Source organism: Paenibacillus solisilvae (assembly GCF_042656405.1).
In the GTDB taxonomy this organism is placed as follows: Bacteria; Bacillota; Bacilli; order Paenibacillales; family Paenibacillaceae; genus Paenibacillus_Z; species Paenibacillus_Z solisilvae.
The window spans coordinates 13,738-27,550 of record NZ_JBHSOW010000116.1; the positions used below are offsets into that span (position 1 = coordinate 13,738).

Annotated in this window: 18 protein-coding genes; 9 read left to right on the forward strand and 9 right to left on the reverse strand. The window is 48.7% G+C overall.

The features are described 5' to 3' along the window. Positions 1-5 precede the first annotated feature (5 nt). Positions 6-2,444: a nitrite reductase large subunit NirB gene (nirB, locus tag ACFPYJ_RS29240; RefSeq protein WP_379191783.1), complete on the reverse strand. Its 2,439-nt coding sequence runs from the start codon at positions 2,442-2,444 to the stop codon at positions 6-8. A 349-nt stretch (positions 2,445-2,793) separates the two neighbouring features. Here nirB and ACFPYJ_RS29245 point away from each other — a divergent pair, with 349 nt between their 5' ends. Continuing rightward, complete coding sequence (locus tag ACFPYJ_RS29245; protein ID WP_379191784.1) at positions 2,794-3,402, forward strand: ANTAR domain-containing response regulator; 609 nt, start codon at positions 2,794-2,796, stop codon at positions 3,400-3,402. Between the two features lie 9 nt (positions 3,403-3,411). Continuing rightward, a complete protein-coding gene (locus tag ACFPYJ_RS29250) occupies positions 3,412-4,482 on the forward strand; it encodes an anthranilate phosphoribosyltransferase (protein WP_379191785.1) in 1,071 nt (356 codons plus the stop codon). Positions 4,483-4,627: 145 nt separating this feature from the next. On the opposite strand, the gene ACFPYJ_RS29255 is transcribed toward ACFPYJ_RS29250, so the two are convergent. The 4 genes from ACFPYJ_RS29255 to ACFPYJ_RS29270 all read right to left on the reverse strand — a co-directional run bounded on the left by ACFPYJ_RS29255 (position 4,628) and on the right by ACFPYJ_RS29270 (position 7,200). After that, positions 4,628-5,221 (reverse strand): ankyrin repeat domain-containing protein, encoded by a 594-nt coding sequence (locus ACFPYJ_RS29255; RefSeq protein WP_379191786.1) that lies wholly within the window; start codon positions 5,219-5,221, stop codon positions 4,628-4,630. 144 nt (positions 5,222-5,365) lie between these two features. Next, positions 5,366-5,815, reverse strand: coding sequence for a hypothetical protein (locus tag ACFPYJ_RS29260; RefSeq protein ID WP_379191787.1), 450 nt, complete (start codon positions 5,813-5,815; stop codon positions 5,366-5,368). Positions 5,816-5,952: 137 nt separating this feature from the next. Beyond that, positions 5,953-6,492, reverse strand: coding sequence for a MerR family transcriptional regulator (locus ACFPYJ_RS29265; protein WP_379191788.1), 540 nt, complete (start codon positions 6,490-6,492; stop codon positions 5,953-5,955). 345 nt (positions 6,493-6,837) lie between these two features. Then, on the reverse strand, positions 6,838-7,200 hold the full coding sequence (locus ACFPYJ_RS29270) for a substrate-binding domain-containing protein (protein ID WP_379191816.1): 363 nt from the start codon (positions 7,198-7,200) through the stop codon (positions 6,838-6,840). On the opposite strand from ACFPYJ_RS29270, the gene ACFPYJ_RS29275 reads away from it, so the two are divergent. Then, positions 7,140-7,280 carry a hypothetical protein gene (locus tag ACFPYJ_RS29275; protein ID WP_379191789.1) on the forward strand — a complete coding sequence of 47 codons (141 nt, stop codon included), beginning with the start codon at positions 7,140-7,142 and terminating at the stop codon, positions 7,278-7,280. The two genes, ACFPYJ_RS29270 and ACFPYJ_RS29275, sit on opposite strands and share 61 nt — an antisense overlap. Positions 7,281-7,492: 212 nt before the next feature. After that, positions 7,493-8,239 (forward strand): delta-lactam-biosynthetic de-N-acetylase, encoded by a 747-nt coding sequence (pdaA, locus tag ACFPYJ_RS29280; RefSeq protein ID WP_379191817.1) that lies wholly within the window; start codon positions 7,493-7,495, stop codon positions 8,237-8,239. A 115-nt stretch (positions 8,240-8,354) separates the two neighbouring features. On the opposite strand, the gene thpR is transcribed toward pdaA, so the two are convergent. Together thpR and ACFPYJ_RS29290 are read right to left on the reverse strand one after the other, a co-directional pair. Then, on the reverse strand, positions 8,355-8,951 hold the full coding sequence (gene thpR / locus ACFPYJ_RS29285) for an RNA 2',3'-cyclic phosphodiesterase (protein WP_379191790.1): 597 nt from the start codon (positions 8,949-8,951) through the stop codon (positions 8,355-8,357). Between the two features lie 107 nt (positions 8,952-9,058). After that, complete coding sequence (locus tag ACFPYJ_RS29290; protein ID WP_379191791.1) at positions 9,059-9,880, reverse strand: hypothetical protein; 822 nt, start codon at positions 9,878-9,880, stop codon at positions 9,059-9,061. Positions 9,881-10,351: 471 nt separating this feature from the next. On the opposite strand from ACFPYJ_RS29290, the gene ACFPYJ_RS29295 reads away from it, so the two are divergent. Both ACFPYJ_RS29295 and ACFPYJ_RS29300 read left to right on the forward strand, forming a co-directional pair. Beyond that, complete coding sequence (locus tag ACFPYJ_RS29295; protein ID WP_379191792.1) at positions 10,352-10,588, forward strand: hypothetical protein; 237 nt, start codon at positions 10,352-10,354, stop codon at positions 10,586-10,588. A gap of 334 nt (positions 10,589-10,922) precedes the next feature. After that, positions 10,923-11,159, forward strand: coding sequence for a DUF6953 family protein (locus ACFPYJ_RS29300; protein WP_379191793.1), 237 nt, complete (start codon positions 10,923-10,925; stop codon positions 11,157-11,159). Between the two features lie 59 nt (positions 11,160-11,218). Here the strand turns inward: ACFPYJ_RS29300 and ACFPYJ_RS29305 are convergent, their stop codons facing one another. Next, on the reverse strand, positions 11,219-11,524 hold the full coding sequence (locus tag ACFPYJ_RS29305; protein ID WP_379191794.1) for a hypothetical protein: 306 nt from the start codon (positions 11,522-11,524) through the stop codon (positions 11,219-11,221). A 257-nt stretch (positions 11,525-11,781) separates the two neighbouring features. Here ACFPYJ_RS29305 and ACFPYJ_RS29310 point away from each other — a divergent pair, with 257 nt between their 5' ends. Beyond that, entirely contained in the window at positions 11,782-12,486 is a 705-nt protein-coding gene (locus ACFPYJ_RS29310; protein ID WP_379191795.1) for a pirin family protein, read from the forward strand. A 136-nt stretch (positions 12,487-12,622) separates the two neighbouring features. Then, a complete protein-coding gene (locus ACFPYJ_RS29315; protein ID WP_379191796.1) occupies positions 12,623-12,844 on the forward strand; it encodes a DNA-binding protein in 222 nt (73 codons plus the stop codon). Between the two features lie 109 nt (positions 12,845-12,953). Here the strand turns inward: ACFPYJ_RS29315 and ACFPYJ_RS29320 are convergent, their stop codons facing one another. Further along, positions 12,954-13,169 (reverse strand): hypothetical protein, encoded by a 216-nt coding sequence (locus ACFPYJ_RS29320; protein WP_379191797.1) that lies wholly within the window; start codon positions 13,167-13,169, stop codon positions 12,954-12,956. A 167-nt stretch (positions 13,170-13,336) separates the two neighbouring features. Here ACFPYJ_RS29320 and ACFPYJ_RS29325 point away from each other — a divergent pair, with 167 nt between their 5' ends. Then, positions 13,337-13,783, forward strand: a complete 447-nt coding sequence (locus ACFPYJ_RS29325; protein WP_379191798.1) for a tellurite resistance TerB family protein — start codon at positions 13,337-13,339, stop codon at positions 13,781-13,783. The last annotated feature ends 30 nt before the right edge of the window (positions 13,784-13,813 follow it).

A 13,813-nucleotide genomic window follows, 5' to 3' on the forward strand; every position in this document is an offset into this window, starting at 1 on the left:
ATAGGTTAAACAGTTTGTGCTTGCGCGCTTGGGATCGGCTCGAAATTTTTACGCAGGTGATCATTTTCAACGATTTCTTTCCATGGATCTGTCGTTAGGCTGAGCGTCTTCTCAATACGGGCTACCAGCGCTAAGCGATCCTCCTGCTTCTCCAATGCTTTCTTAATGGAATCCAGACCGACTCGCTCCAGCCAGTTCGCGGTCCGTTCATTCCACTGCGCATTCTCGCGGTAATATTGAAGGTAGGCGCTGGCCCATTCCATGACCTCGTCCTCTGTCTTGACTGTGCCGAGCAAATCGCAGGCTCTTACTTTAACGCCGCCATTACCGGCTACATAGAGTTCCCAACCGCCGTCAATAGCAACGACGCCAAAATCTTTTATCGTGGCTTCGGCACAGTTGCGCGGACAACCGGATACAGCAAGCTTGACTTTGGCCGGGGTATTCAAGCGCTCAAAAGCTTTCTCGAGCTTGATGCCCATACTGATTGCATCCTGTGTGCCGAACCGGCAGAAGGTTGAGCCGACGCAGGTTTTCACCGTTCTTAATGTCTTGCCGTAAGCATGGCCGGAAGGCATATCGAGATCTTCCCAAATTTTAGGCAAATCCTCTTTCTTCACACCCAGCAGATCGAGCCGCTGCCCGCCGGTGAATTTCACCATCGGAACGTCGTATTTCTCCGCAACCTCGGCTATTTTCTTAAGATCAGCAGGGGATGTCACGCCGCCGTAAATACGTGGGACGACCGAATAGGTGCCATCCTTCTGGATATTCGCATGATAACGCTCATTCGTGAAGCGTGATTCATTCTCATCGATATACTCCTCTGGATACAGCATGCCGAGGTAGTAGTTGAGGGAAGGGCGGCATTTGGAACAGCCGTCTTTATTATCCCAGTCGAGCACATGCATGACTTCTTTGACGGTCATGAGCTTCATGCGCTTAATTTCTTCCACGATTTCATCTCTGCTCAGAGTGGTGCAGCCGCAGATGCCTTCTTTAACCGGTTCGCCTACTGCATCTCCGGCATAGAGTGTCAGAAGTCCTTCGACTACCGGTTTACAGCCGCCGCAGGAAGCCGAAGCTTTCGTGCAGGATTTGATTTGTCCTACGGTCACGCAGCCTTTAGCCTGAATAGCCTCAGCGATGGTCGCTTTGGAGACGCCGTTGCAGCCGCACACAATCTCATCATCCGGCATAGATTCCAGCCGGTTGCCGCCGCCTGATTGTCCGAGCAGATCGGAGGAGATTCCGAGCAGCAGCTCCTTCTCTTTGCCTGCAACCGATTCGCCTTTCTTAATCGTAGCGAATAATTCTGCACCGTCGGTGGTGTCTCCGAACAATACAGCGCCGACAAGTTTACCGTCCTGGATAACGATCTTCTTGTACGTGCCTGCAAGGTCATCTTGAATGCGCAGGGCGCGAGTTCCGGGCTTTTCACGGAAGTAGCCCGCTGAGAAAACATCCACCCCGGATACTTTAAGCTTCGTTGAAGTAACCGAGCCTGCATAACCAGCCGTTTCGACTCCGGCCAGAAGCTTGGCAAGTACAGCGCCTTGCTCATATAAAGGTGCGACGAGCCCATAAGCGATACCTTGATGCTCCACGCATTCTCCAACTGCGAATATATCCGGGATATTCGTGCGCATATAATCATCAACGACAATGCCAAGGTTGATATCCACCCCGGAAGCTTTGGCCAGTGCAATATTCGGCCGGATGCCGACTGCCATAACGACCAGATCCGCTGCGAGCTCGCTGCCATCTGTGAATTGCAAAGCGTTGACCCGGCGTCTTCCTGTAATGGAGGCGGAATGCTTATTAAGCAGGAACTTCATCCCTTGTCCTTCAAGCTCGCGCTGCAGCATTCTGGAAGCTGCTTCATCGAGCTGGCGTTCCATCAAATAATCATGTTTGTGAATAACCGTAACTTCCATCCCCAGATGGAGCAGGCCCCTGGCAGCTTCCAGACCCAGCAGGCCGCCGCCGATAACGGCCGCTTTCTTGTAGGATTTCGAGGTTTCGATCATCGTTTCACAATCTTTAATATCGCGGAATGCGATGACGCCAGTCTTGTCAGCGCCAGGGATTGGGAGCATGAACGGGTTAGAGCCTGTTGCTATGATAACGGAATCGTAATCGGCTTCCAGTCCGAGATTCGTAATGACTCGTTTACGGGCGGTATCAATCTTCGTTACTGTATGACCCGTATGCAGCGTAATGTTGTTTTCCTTGTACCAATTCCAATCATTAATGACGATTTCATTCAGATCGGCACCGCCGACCAGAACGGAGGAAAGCATAATTCGGTTATAATTGGGATGAGGCTCTGCGCCGAAAATCGTAATTTCATAAGCGCCTGGAGCTAGCTTCAGCAGATGCTCGAGTGTGCGAACCCCCGCCATACCATTACCAATAAGCACCAGCTTTTTTGGAGTTGTCATAGTTGTTTCTCTCCCTTCAATCTTTAAACGTTCTGCTATTTAAAATCAGAAAAAGCCCGTTTTGCTCCAAAGGGCAGACTACGCTCCTTCGTAAGTCAAAACAGGCTTCATTGCCGGTTCAAACGAATACACCGTTGTATCCGTGATGATATTGAATTGCCGCGAATACGGATCCTAAGGATAGGAAATGGATTCGTTAATGTAAATATACATGGTTATGAAGGTTCATGTCAAGATATCTAACATTATATATGGATCATCTTGCTTATCGACAACCAAACCTAACATATGCTATAAATATTCACAACGACATGTGAGCGAAAAGTTGAATAGGAGGGAGCGCTTCAATATGCGTTCTTTGTTAGTGATCGATAATCAGGCGTCCCCGCCTGCGTCCCGTCCCCCGGATCAAGAGTCTGAGACGCAATCACCTGAAACTATTCTGGAAGCTAACGGCTATTACATCTATCAAGCTAGCATAGAAGAACAAGCAAAACAGTTAATCGACGAAGCAGACGGCATCATTCTTGATTTGCCGCTTGGTGAAATCAAGGTTTGGGCCAGCAAGCTGCTGAGGTGGAAGCGAGTGCCGATGCTCTGGTGGTGCAGTGCCTCCACGGCAGGGATGTCTGCGGCGTTCTGTGAAGAGGATTTACCGATTGACGGCATATTGACGCCATCCATGAGCGAGCAGGAGCTGAATTGGGCTTTGCATTTCGGATCCAAGCAATGTATGGAGCGGATGCAGTGGCAAAATGAGCGTAAGCAGCTGGAGGCGAGACTTGAAGAGCGGAAGTGGATCGATATGGCGAAGGGCATTTTGAGTAAAATCAAAAATGTTTCCGAGGCTGAGGCATATGAGCTTCTGCGCAAGCAGGCCATGAATGACCGGAAAAGAATGGTTGATGTTGCGACGTCCATTGTAAAAGTCTATCAGCTGCTCCAAGAGCAAAAATAAGGGGGCCTTATGATGATTATAGAATTAATGAAAGAGGTCGGACGGGGGAAACGAGGCGCCCGCGATTTGACCTATGAAGAAGCGCTGCTGGCGGCTGACCTGATTGTGAATCAGAAGGCCAGCCAGGCACAGATCGGCGCCTTCCTGATGGCGGAACGGATTAAGATGGAGAGCGTCGAAGAGATGGAAGCCTTTGTTGAAATTTGCCGCAAACAAGCGTATCGTGCATCGTTCCAGCAGGGAATAGACTGCGCTGGGCCTTATGACGGGCGCAAGAAATCGTTCTACGCAACGTTCGCGACTGCCTTTCTGCTAGCGGCTGCCGGTCTGCCGACAACGCTTCATGGTATGGCGTCGCTTCCTCCCAAATGGGGTATAACCCTGCATGATTTGCTGGGCGCAATGGGCATTGACGCGGAGAAGCTCTCACGTGAGCAGGTGATCCGGGCAGCATCGGGGACAGGGGTCTTATTCGTGCCTGCAGAGCAATGGTGTCCGCCGCTCAAGGAGCTCCGGGCGATTCGGGAAGAGCTTGGCATGCGCACTGTACTGAATACAGCTGAGAAGCTGGTCGACTATTCCAACTCCCCGTATCTCGTGTATGGCGTTTATCATAATACAGTATTTGAGCGGATGGCAAAGCTGCTTGTGAAGCTGAATTACCGCAAAGCGCTGATCGTTCAAGGGGCCGAAGGCTCAGAGGATATTTTCATCGAACGGCCGACTCGGGCGTATATTGTCGAAGACGGAGAAGCGCGGCTTCATGTCATTGATCCTGAAACCTACGGCTTAGATACGCAGCTCCCGGAAACAGCAGGAGAATGGACGCCTGTAAGGCATATTGAAGTTACGGAGGCAGTGCTGCAGGGCGGCGGCCACCTTGCTTACATGAATCAAGTCCTCCTCAATGCTGCAGTGAGACTTCGTCTGAGCGATCGCGTAGATTCGGTTGAGGAAGGATTATATACATGCAAACATCTGCTGGATAGCGGATCAGCCTATGAGCTTTATCTCAAGTGGAAGGGCGCTATGCTCACTGAGGGTGCAGACAAACCGAACGAAGCAGTCACACAGCTGTAACCGGCGTTTACCGCGGACTTCTCTCGCACAGGAGTGCGGGATATAAAGAGGACATACGTTCTACAGTCATCATGTAGATCATATGTCCTTTTCTTTGTATATGTATGGGTTTCCCTCTATAGGGTGAAGTATTCAATTGTGCAGTTTATTGGGCCTGAACACTTCGTAATAGGTTCTCAATCTCTCTAAATCCCCGCTGCTGCGCATGTTTCAATGGAGTGGTTCCATCATAATCTGCGATATTCCGGTCAGCTCCATGTTTAAGCAGAAGGCTTACGATTTCCTGATGCTTGGTGCCGCCATTGCCTAATAAGACAGCTTCCAGCAGGGCGGTCCATCCGAGGTTATTAATATGATCAATGTCGACATCGGACTGTTCGAGCAGTACCCGTATATTGTCCACATGTCCCCGGTCTGCAGCTGGAATAAGAGCGGTCCCCCCGAAACGATTGGTTATCCTTGTATCGGCGCCTGCCCGAATCAGAATTTGCAGAATCTCAAGCAAACCTTCCGCCCCGGCATACAGCAGCGGGTTATCCTGCCGGTTGTCCTGCAGGTTAATGTCTGCTCCCGCATTAATAATGGCTTGTACAGCTGCAGGCTTATTCCCATGAACGGCGGCCATTAGCGGAGTGCGTCCGCGCGAATCCCGCTCGTTTATATCAGCTCCTTGTGCAATAAGCTGCAGAACCTCTTCTGTCTTACCGGCTTCTGCCGCCCGGAACAGAGAAATGTTCATTCCTAACCCATCCTTTCAAAAGAGATCGAGATTGATATAGAAAAAGTGCGATACGATTCCAGCATAACATGACTGGAGCCGGAAAAGGAGCTGCGCAACTAGCGCACAGCTCCCTTTCTAAAGCGGCATCGGTTCCATATCTGCTTACCGTTTCCGTTTAACTTCCACAAGGCTATGCTGGAGCACCGTCCCTCCCGCTTGAGGGGTGAACGGTGTCCCGGACACCCCGGTAACGTTTAGGATGACATTCTTGTTCGCCGCCAAGCGGGTGATACGGACCTCGTATTTAAATTCAACCTTTGAGACGTCGGCATATAAGAAGGTGGAGCGGCCTGAGAATAACGTCACTTTGCAGATCGGCGTATTGCAAGGCACAACAGGCAGCGGGACGGCTACGCCGCTTGACCAGTCGAACACTTGAACGGCAATGTCATTGGCTGTTGCTGACCCGAGATTAAGAACATCAACCAGGGCGTATACTGCAGCAGGGTTTCGTCTTAAAATACCAGTGGAAAATGTTTTTCTAATGTTGGCTTTGGATTTGGCGGTTCTCTTCTTTTTAGCGTTTATTAGTGCTTTCTTGGTTGTGACCATCTCTCATCCCACTCTTTCTCGTGCTGTGCGCTTTTAAGTTAAACTATGCACGGCAGAGTGGTCATGTCAGGGTGATTCAATACTATTTGCGGCCGTTATTGACCTCTTGAGTGATTCCTGTTTCGGTTGGAGGCCGGTTACAGCAGCGAGAAAAAAGAGCGCAATAGACCGCGTTTCTTCGGCGGGGCCTGCAGCTTGGCCGCAGCTAGAGGATGAATCTCGTCCTGGGCCGAGATCGAACGATTGCCCGGTACATACATCGTTTCCATGGAGGCGGCCAGCTGCTCGATCATATGGCGGAGCTCCTCGAGCTCCTCGCGGTGCTGGAGCAGCTGCATCGAGACGACTTCATCCGCTTTATGATCAAGCGAACGTTCGACCAGCTCGATTCGCGACAGCATATCTTCCATCGGTACAGCAGATACAAGTGCTTCGGGCTTTTCAGCGGAAGTCTCGGGCGTTTGACTGCTGCTCGCTAGAGCGATGTGATCCAGGGTTTCGCCGTGATCGATGCGGTCTTTAATATGAATGAGCAGGCCGATTTCCTGCTCCGAGAATATATAGTGGCCGGCACGGTCTTTTTGGAAGAAATCCGGAAAAGTGGAAGCCCAACGTTTAATGGTGGTTTGACTGACACCAAGCAAATCCGCTGCATCCCTTGTTTTCAACAAACTCATATCGATACCTCCAATTCGGTTATCATGCTATGGATATTCGCTGTTCCAAAGCAACTACCTGCACGGCTGACAAAGGAAGTGTTGATTCGATAAACAAAGTGTTTTTACGCGGGAGCAAGGCGAAAAACCGCCAAAAAGGGCAGGCCTAAGGCATCCTTCTGACGCTGCTGCAGAGCGGCTGGGAATTGAAAAATGGCGTTACAGATCCAATGCCATTGATTAACAAGATCTCCGCTAAAGCTTGAGGGATTCCTTGAAGTAAAAAAGGCATCCCAAACCTTTGTCGGTTGTGGAATGCCTTTATTGTGGTTTGAGCAGCTGCTGTATACGCAGTAATCAGTTCGTTCAATCGGTTGATTTGTTCGATCCGCAGCTGCTTCGGATAACGAGCTCTGAAGGGATGACAATATTTTGAGTCGGCCGATCCTTTTTGCGATTCAGCAGCTTAAACAGCACCTTGGCGACTTCTTTACCGATTTCGTACAGATTCGTAGTGATCGAAGTGATGCCATATTTGTGTGCAAGCGCGGAATTCTCGAAGCTGACTAAAGCCAGCTCCTCCGGAATGGAGATGTTGTGCTGCTTGGCATATTCCAGCACGCCGACGGCTTGTATATCCCGGCCGGCTACGATTGCGGGAGGCTGTTGTGCAGTTCCCGGCCTTTGACTGCATCCGTATCCGTGAGGGGCAATCCGAGCAGCTTGCAGCTTGGAAGCCTTATGAGTCTGAGCTGAGTGCAGAGACTCTGGCAGTCTCTGAGTTCGAAATCGGACCTATGTGCCTTTAAGAGGTAAGGGCGGGAGCCGGTTAAATAGGAGCAGAAATGACAGAAAAGGCATTTTCTTGGGGCATATTTTCTGGCGGGCGTGACATAATACCCCTGTAAATAACATAGAAACAGCCATGAACGGGGCTGCAGGGCAGGGGACGAATGAGGAATTGAAACGACAAAGACAACGGCAGGTATGGATAGCATTCATTAGCGCAGCAGTGATTTTAATGACAGCGGGGAATACAGCAGCGGCTTCGGCAGCCGCTTCGCCTGGCGGCGCGTATCATTTTGGCTTTAAGAAGAGCGTTGGCGGGTCACGCCCTTCTATTAACGAAGAGGGGTTTAAGGGAATTCTGGAGAGGCATCAGGCAATCTTTCTGGGGGATACCACCAAGAAGGAGCTTTATCTAACCTTCGATAATGGTTATGAGAATGGCTTCACACCGAAGGTGCTGGATGTACTGAAGGAAAAGAAGGTCCCTGCAATATTCTTTGTAACCGGCCACTATATTAAAGACCAGCCAGACTTGGTTAAACGGATGGCGGCAGAAGGCCATCTCATAGGCAACCATTCCTGGAGCCACCCGGATATGAGCGTGATCTCCAGCGGCCAGATCGCAAACGAGCTGTCGAAGGTCAAGGACGGAGCAGCTCAGATAACGGGTCAGCAGCAGATGGAATATCTTCGTCCGCCGCGGGGGATCTTCAGTGATCATGTCCTTGCTGTCAGCAAGGCGCAGGGCTATACCAGCGTGTTCTGGTCAGTGGCTTATAAAGACTGGGATACGAAGGCGCAGCGAGGCCGGCAGTATGCTTACGACAGCGTCATCAAGCAGCTTCATCCTGGCGCTGTTATACTTCTGCATACCGTATCTAAGGATAATGCCGAAGCGCTGGGTCAAATTATTGATGCAGCGCGCAGTCAAGGTTATGAATTCAAGCGCTTGGATCAGTTGACGAGCAAAAGCTATTAACAGGCAGCCGATAAGCTGCGGCCAGACTGAAAGCAGCGCCAATTAGACGGATAGAAAAGAATGGGCAATTCCAGAAAGCGGCTGCCGGCTGCGGAGGAATTGCCCTTTATATCGTTCACAAGGCAACATGTTCAACAGGCTCGTACATCGGCAGGCGCCCAAGGTGACTGGCATACAGGACAATTTCCCGCACCTGGAAGCGGAGCGGCTCGCCGGAAACGGTGACAGGCGCTTGTCCCCCAATCCAATGCGCGGCATCAAAAGGAACAGTGCCTTCATATTTGCGCGCAAGCGTAAGATGAGGGTTAAAGGGACGTTTCTCCGGCGGAAATCCTAGTGGAGTCAATGCCTTGGAAACGATAGTATGCAGCTCATCCAGCCGGTTCGTATCGCCGCCAATACCTGCCCATAATATGCTTGGGCTGGAGGGCCGGCCAAACAGACCGAGTGCACCGACACTCAGCTCAAAGGAAGCATCGTGCGTCCGACGAGAGACCAGCTCATCTTGGAGTGCTTTTGCCAGATGCGGGACTTGGCTCTTAGGTATGTCCCCGAGAAATTGCAGCGTAATGTGATAATCCTCTGCGTATACCCATTTGCGAAATGACGGCAGCGCCTGCTTCAACGTCTCAGCCCATCCGGCCATCCACTTTTTCAACTCGTCTGGGAGCGGCACAGCGATGAATATTCGGGTATCTTCTGTATTACTCACAATCATCATAGCCTCCTGTAATGCAGCTGGTAGAAATCATTCAAGTAGCGTCACCAGTCAACCATTACCTTATACCCAAATGACGGAATGAGGATGTATGGAGTGTCTTACCCGGCCAGCTGTTTTTTTGCTTTGGCGATTATATCGCTGATCCGCTTCTCCAGCGTCTGGATGTTCTGCTTCTGAGCAGTGATTTGGCGATTATACCTGATCACAGATGAGAATGTCTGATAAGTGCCGGAGGCATCTAATTTCCTCACTGTTTGGGTAAAGGTTGTCCAGGAAGTGGATGCCTGTTTCTTCGAGGAGCTGACGGCACTTTTCTGCGCGCGGATCTCAATTTCCAGCGGATCAGCACCAGCTAATACGTCCCGCAGCTTCTTGATCTTCTGAGAAGCTAGAGCTTTGGCTGCTTTCAGAGCGTCCTCCTTCACTTTAATATCTTGTCGTGCCAGCTGTACAGCAATCTTCAAACCGTCCGCCTGTGATCGGAGAAAGGCATTAAGGCGTTTATCCTTCAACAATCTAGCGGCGGTAATTTGTTGATTAACCGAGTTGTAAGTCTCAAACAGCGGCTTGTAGCGATCTCGCGCGGCCTGTACCTGCTGCTCCAGCTGCTGAAGCTTGGCAGCGTCTATCAGCTTAATTTGTTTGCGCAGCTCAAGCTCCGCCTGTTCATTAGCGTAATGGATGGTTTTGATCTGTCCGTCGGCAGTCTGATCCGATACCTTCAAGGCTGTGAAATCCGAATACAGCACATTTAAACCGGCTTTCATTGTGCTGTCAGATTTGGCGAGCGTCTTGTCCCATGCCGTCTTAATTGTAGAAGTGAATTCCATTGAAGCGGCCAGAATGGAAGTCGGGACGGCGATTCCTGCAAGCACAGCCAGGAGCAGAATGGTTAAGCGTCTAACAGTGATCTTTCTCATAATAGGTAACCTCCTCGCAAACAAAGCATCGGCAGACAACAAAAAAAAGCACCAGCAAGAAAGGCGAGTTTACGCCTTCTCTTACGGGTGCTTCCATCGTAAGTAACCGAATACCTGTTCGTTTTTTCAAATATAGCCTACCTTTTTGATTGTGTCAAGATTTCATCGGGTAAGGGTGGGCTGCAGCAGTCCCGGAATTTGTCTGAGAATCGATCTAGAATGAGTTTGATACGGGTAGGAAGAAGCCTGTCTTCTTCAATTATAGGTGTCCGGTCATGGAGCTGATGGAAGCTTCAAGCAGTCTCTAAATCAGGTCTGGTAAGACCGGGGCGGTGAGATGCGGAGCCGCTGTACGGAAACCGGAGCGCTGAAAATATATTTAGAGTTAGTCTGATTTCGACATTTTACACTCTTGAATCCTTTTATGAAAGCGCTACAATTATAGTATTCGATACCTAGGAGGTGAGAACTATGAGCCAAGAGGAGGAAGTTGTTCTGGAGAGCACGGAGGACGTTTCTGATGATTCTACTGAAGAGGCCGTACCAGAAGAAACCATTGAAGAAAGCACTGATGAAGAAGCTGTAGAAGAGTCCACGGAAACAGAAGAAACGGAAGAGGATGAAGCAGTAGAAGCAGTAGAAGCAGTAGAAGCCGAAGAAGCTGAAGAAGCGGTGGAAGAATCAGCCGCTGCTGCTGAATCGGAATAATCCGTGGAGAAACCAGCCGCAGCCGCACATTCGGAAGAATCCGAAGAAGCGGAATTGGAGGAATCAACCGGTTAAAGCGAGCGGAATGGAAGAAACGGATTATACAGAGCAATATTATAATAATGTAAATTATTTTGATCAGTGATACAGATGAGGGTGCCCCTTAACGGTCCATTAAGACCTGACGGGACACCCTCTTATTTAATTTACAACACGTTATCCGATTTGTCGTCAATGTGCCGCTTCATGAAACGGAATTCATTTGTATCCCCGCTATCATTTACGTTATGCTCTTACTGCATAGTCTCTTAGGATCATGAAGGAGGACACAGTCATGGCGTTTACGGCAAACGATGTCGCAGAGTGGATGTATAATGAGGTCAAAAATGCAGGCATCCTTCATCAAAGCAAGGCGGTCTCACATATTATCGAAAATTTCGGAGAAGCCTTCATTTATGTGAATGATAACGGGAATCAAGCGATTGATAAAGAAGTAAAGAAAGCGTTTAAAAAGCTGCATGGCGGAAGAGCAGCGTGGGAGCGGGATGGTTTTTTCTGGGGCTGGCACTAGTTGGCAGTGGACGGGCGGGGCATAGGCTGAATACTCCGCTCCTCCTGAACCGCCGATTTCTAGACAGAATAACCTAATTGGCGGTCAGTTCTTATGATGATTTGTTGTGCGGCTTTATCAAATTCGACCAGGCCGTCCGTGGAGTAATACCAGATTTTCTGATGAGGATTTTCCTGGGGAACGACGAACAGATTAAGCTCATTACAATGGAGAAGCAGCAGTTCTGCCAAAGCATCATCGGCACTGTGAATGATAAAGGTGTACCCATCCTCGCCTGCCGGCTCGATGGAATAGCTGCCGTCATGCTTCTTGGAATCGAATAAGAGCGAGCTCCCGACAGAATGCCGAATGTAAAAGTGGTCCATAGGGTACCTCCTAAAAGTTTTTGTGATACATACATGAATACTTCTTGAGAACAAAAACTCGCATCGGAAACATACGCTTAGTTTTTGTGATACATACATGAATACTTCTTGAGAACAAAAACTCGCATCGGAAGCATACGCCTCTCGCATCGGAAGCATGCGCCTTAAGTTTTTGCTGCAGCTTGACACACTAAATATATCACACTATTATACTTACATAAAGTGAGTAATAAATAAAATGTGAGCGGAGGGGTAAGATGATTAAGATTTACCCGGCAGATTCCAGATATTCAGCAGATCATGGCTGGCTGCAGGCCAATCTAAGCTTCTCTTTCGGTGAATTCAACGATCCGGATAACATGAATTTTGGCCCGCTGCGCGTATTTAATGATGATTATATTCATCCGAAGAAGGGCTTCGGAACCCATCCCCACAGAGACATGGAAATTGTCACTGTAGCCTTGAAGGGGCTATTGCAGCATGAGGATAACACGGGCGGCAAAGAAGTGCTGCGTCCGGGTGAGGTTCAGCGAATGACAGCAGGGACCGGCATTCTGCATTCGGAAGTGAATATCTCCGAAGACGAGATTGCCAATGTGCTGCAGCTGTGGTTTCTTCCCAATGAAAGAGGGTTAACGCCTTCGTACGAGCAGCGGGCATACGATCCGCAAGCAATGAAGAATGATCTGCTGCCTGTTGTCTCAAGCAGGATGCAGGCAGAGGGCGTAACCTTTATCAATCAGGATCTTACGTTATATTTATCGGAGCTGGAAGCCGGAAGGAATCTTACATTCGAGCAAGGGCCAGATCGCAAAATCTATGTATTCGTCATTGCAGGCAGTGTTAAGCTAAACGGTGAAGCAGAGCTGGCGAGGCGGGATGCAGCGAGGATTACAGATGCGGCCAAGCTGGATATCCAAACCGGCGAAGGCGCTACTTTTATGTTGATTGATCTACCGTAACAAACCGGTTCACAAGCGCTGACTTGCCAAGTCAGCGTCTTTTTTGTGAAATTTTCAGTGATTTGCTTATTTGAACCCTAGTCCATGTTATAATAGAAGTACACGACTGAAGAATAAGGATGGTTACAACTTATTTATGCAAACATTTCAGGATTGGAATCAAAAAGCAAAGAAAACGTTTAATGCGACGAGCAATGAGGTTGTATTGACGTTGACTGAAGCAGGAATGCTGCTCGGGCTGTCCAAAGACCAAATGAAAGTCTATGTAGATAAGAACGGACTTACCAAAGTTCCCATTATGAGAAGCGTACACCGATACCTGCTGCTCAAAAGTGAAATAGATGCCCTAGTGGGATAGACAGAAGACACCGTTTAGGTGTCTTTTTTCGTTTGGAGAGATAGGCTTGACTGCAAACTGTTTCATGTTGAGGTGTTAAGTTTAACATTTATGGTTAAACATATAAGGGCTATCTTTTTCGCATGCCAAAAAATTCGCATTCCCTGCGCGAGTGATAAGAAACTTCGCTTACACTTGATTGGCAAACGACAAGTTCATTGTCGAACCGGACAAGCGTGCAGCCGGAATCAACGATATGATCATCCTTAAAAACTCGCAGAATGGAGCGGCGTTCCAACGCTTCTTCAAAATCTTGATCCGTTTCCAAACGGATATACTGTGCCATAAATTGAATTCTCCTTTTCCAGCATTTATTCTATTGTAACAGACAGCAAGGGTTTTAAATAATCATTAAACTTTCGTGTGATTTGTAGAATCTTGCTATTTATTGGGGTATAGTAAATTTATTGTGAGTAAAGCACTACACAAAATGAACCGCAGGAGGCAATAACAATGAGTAACTTCAAAAATTGGCTGAACAGCACGAAAAAAGGACTTACGGATCAAGTGAAAAAGTTCAAAAATAAGGATTTCATGGATGCGATTGTTGCGGGCTGTGCTCTTGTTGCATTTGCCGACGGCAAGATTGATGCTTCTGAGAAAAATAAAATGGCCGGATACATGAACCTTAGCGAAGAGCTTAAGGTATTCGATATGACGCAAGTCATCAACCAGTTTAATCATTATGTGTCGAATTTCGAATTTTCACCGGAGATCGGTAAACAAGAAGCGCTTAAATCCATTTCCAAATTCAGCAGCAAACCGGAAGTTGGACGCCTTATCGTTGGCGTATGCAGTGCGATTGGCGCGGCTGACGGGGATTTTGATGATCAAGAGAAAGCAGTTGTGCGTAATATCTGCAGCGCGCTTAATCTGAATCCCGGCGAGTTCAGCCTATAATCCAATTTGAATTTTTGGAAAAAATTATAA

Bases quoted from the DNA above. Each gene is read 5' to 3' on its own strand.
- ACFPYJ_RS29245 (WP_379191784.1), top strand. From the start codon at position 2,794: ATGCGTTCTTTGTTAGTGATCGATAATCAGGCGTCCCCGCCTGCGTCC.
- ACFPYJ_RS29315 (WP_379191796.1), top strand. From the start codon at position 12,623: ATGCAAACATTTCAGGATTGGAATCAAAAAGCAAAGAAAACGTTTAAT.
- ACFPYJ_RS29260 (WP_379191787.1), bottom strand. From the start codon at position 5,815: ATGGTCACAACCAAGAAAGCACTAATAAACGCTAAAAAGAAGAGAACC.
- ACFPYJ_RS29265 (WP_379191788.1), bottom strand. From the start codon at position 6,492: ATGAGTTTGTTGAAAACAAGGGATGCAGCGGATTTGCTTGGTGTCAGT.
- ACFPYJ_RS29290 (WP_379191791.1), bottom strand. From the start codon at position 9,880: ATGAGAAAGATCACTGTTAGACGCTTAACCATTCTGCTCCTGGCTGTG.
- ACFPYJ_RS29255 (WP_379191786.1), bottom strand. From the start codon at position 5,221: ATGAACATTTCTCTGTTCCGGGCGGCAGAAGCCGGTAAGACAGAAGAG.
- ACFPYJ_RS29250 (WP_379191785.1), top strand. From the start codon at position 3,412: ATGATGATTATAGAATTAATGAAAGAGGTCGGACGGGGGAAACGAGGC.
- ACFPYJ_RS29325 (WP_379191798.1), top strand. From the start codon at position 13,337: ATGAGTAACTTCAAAAATTGGCTGAACAGCACGAAAAAAGGACTTACG.
- ACFPYJ_RS29295 (WP_379191792.1), top strand. From the start codon at position 10,352: ATGAGCCAAGAGGAGGAAGTTGTTCTGGAGAGCACGGAGGACGTTTCT.
- pdaA (WP_379191817.1), top strand. From the start codon at position 7,493: ATGACAGCGGGGAATACAGCAGCGGCTTCGGCAGCCGCTTCGCCTGGC.
- ACFPYJ_RS29310 (WP_379191795.1), top strand. From the start codon at position 11,782: ATGATTAAGATTTACCCGGCAGATTCCAGATATTCAGCAGATCATGGC.
- ACFPYJ_RS29320 (WP_379191797.1), bottom strand. From the start codon at position 13,169: ATGGCACAGTATATCCGTTTGGAAACGGATCAAGATTTTGAAGAAGCG.
- nirB (WP_379191783.1), bottom strand. From the start codon at position 2,444: ATGACAACTCCAAAAAAGCTGGTGCTTATTGGTAATGGTATGGCGGGG.
- ACFPYJ_RS29300 (WP_379191793.1), top strand. From the start codon at position 10,923: ATGGCGTTTACGGCAAACGATGTCGCAGAGTGGATGTATAATGAGGTC.
- ACFPYJ_RS29305 (WP_379191794.1), bottom strand. From the start codon at position 11,524: ATGGACCACTTTTACATTCGGCATTCTGTCGGGAGCTCGCTCTTATTC.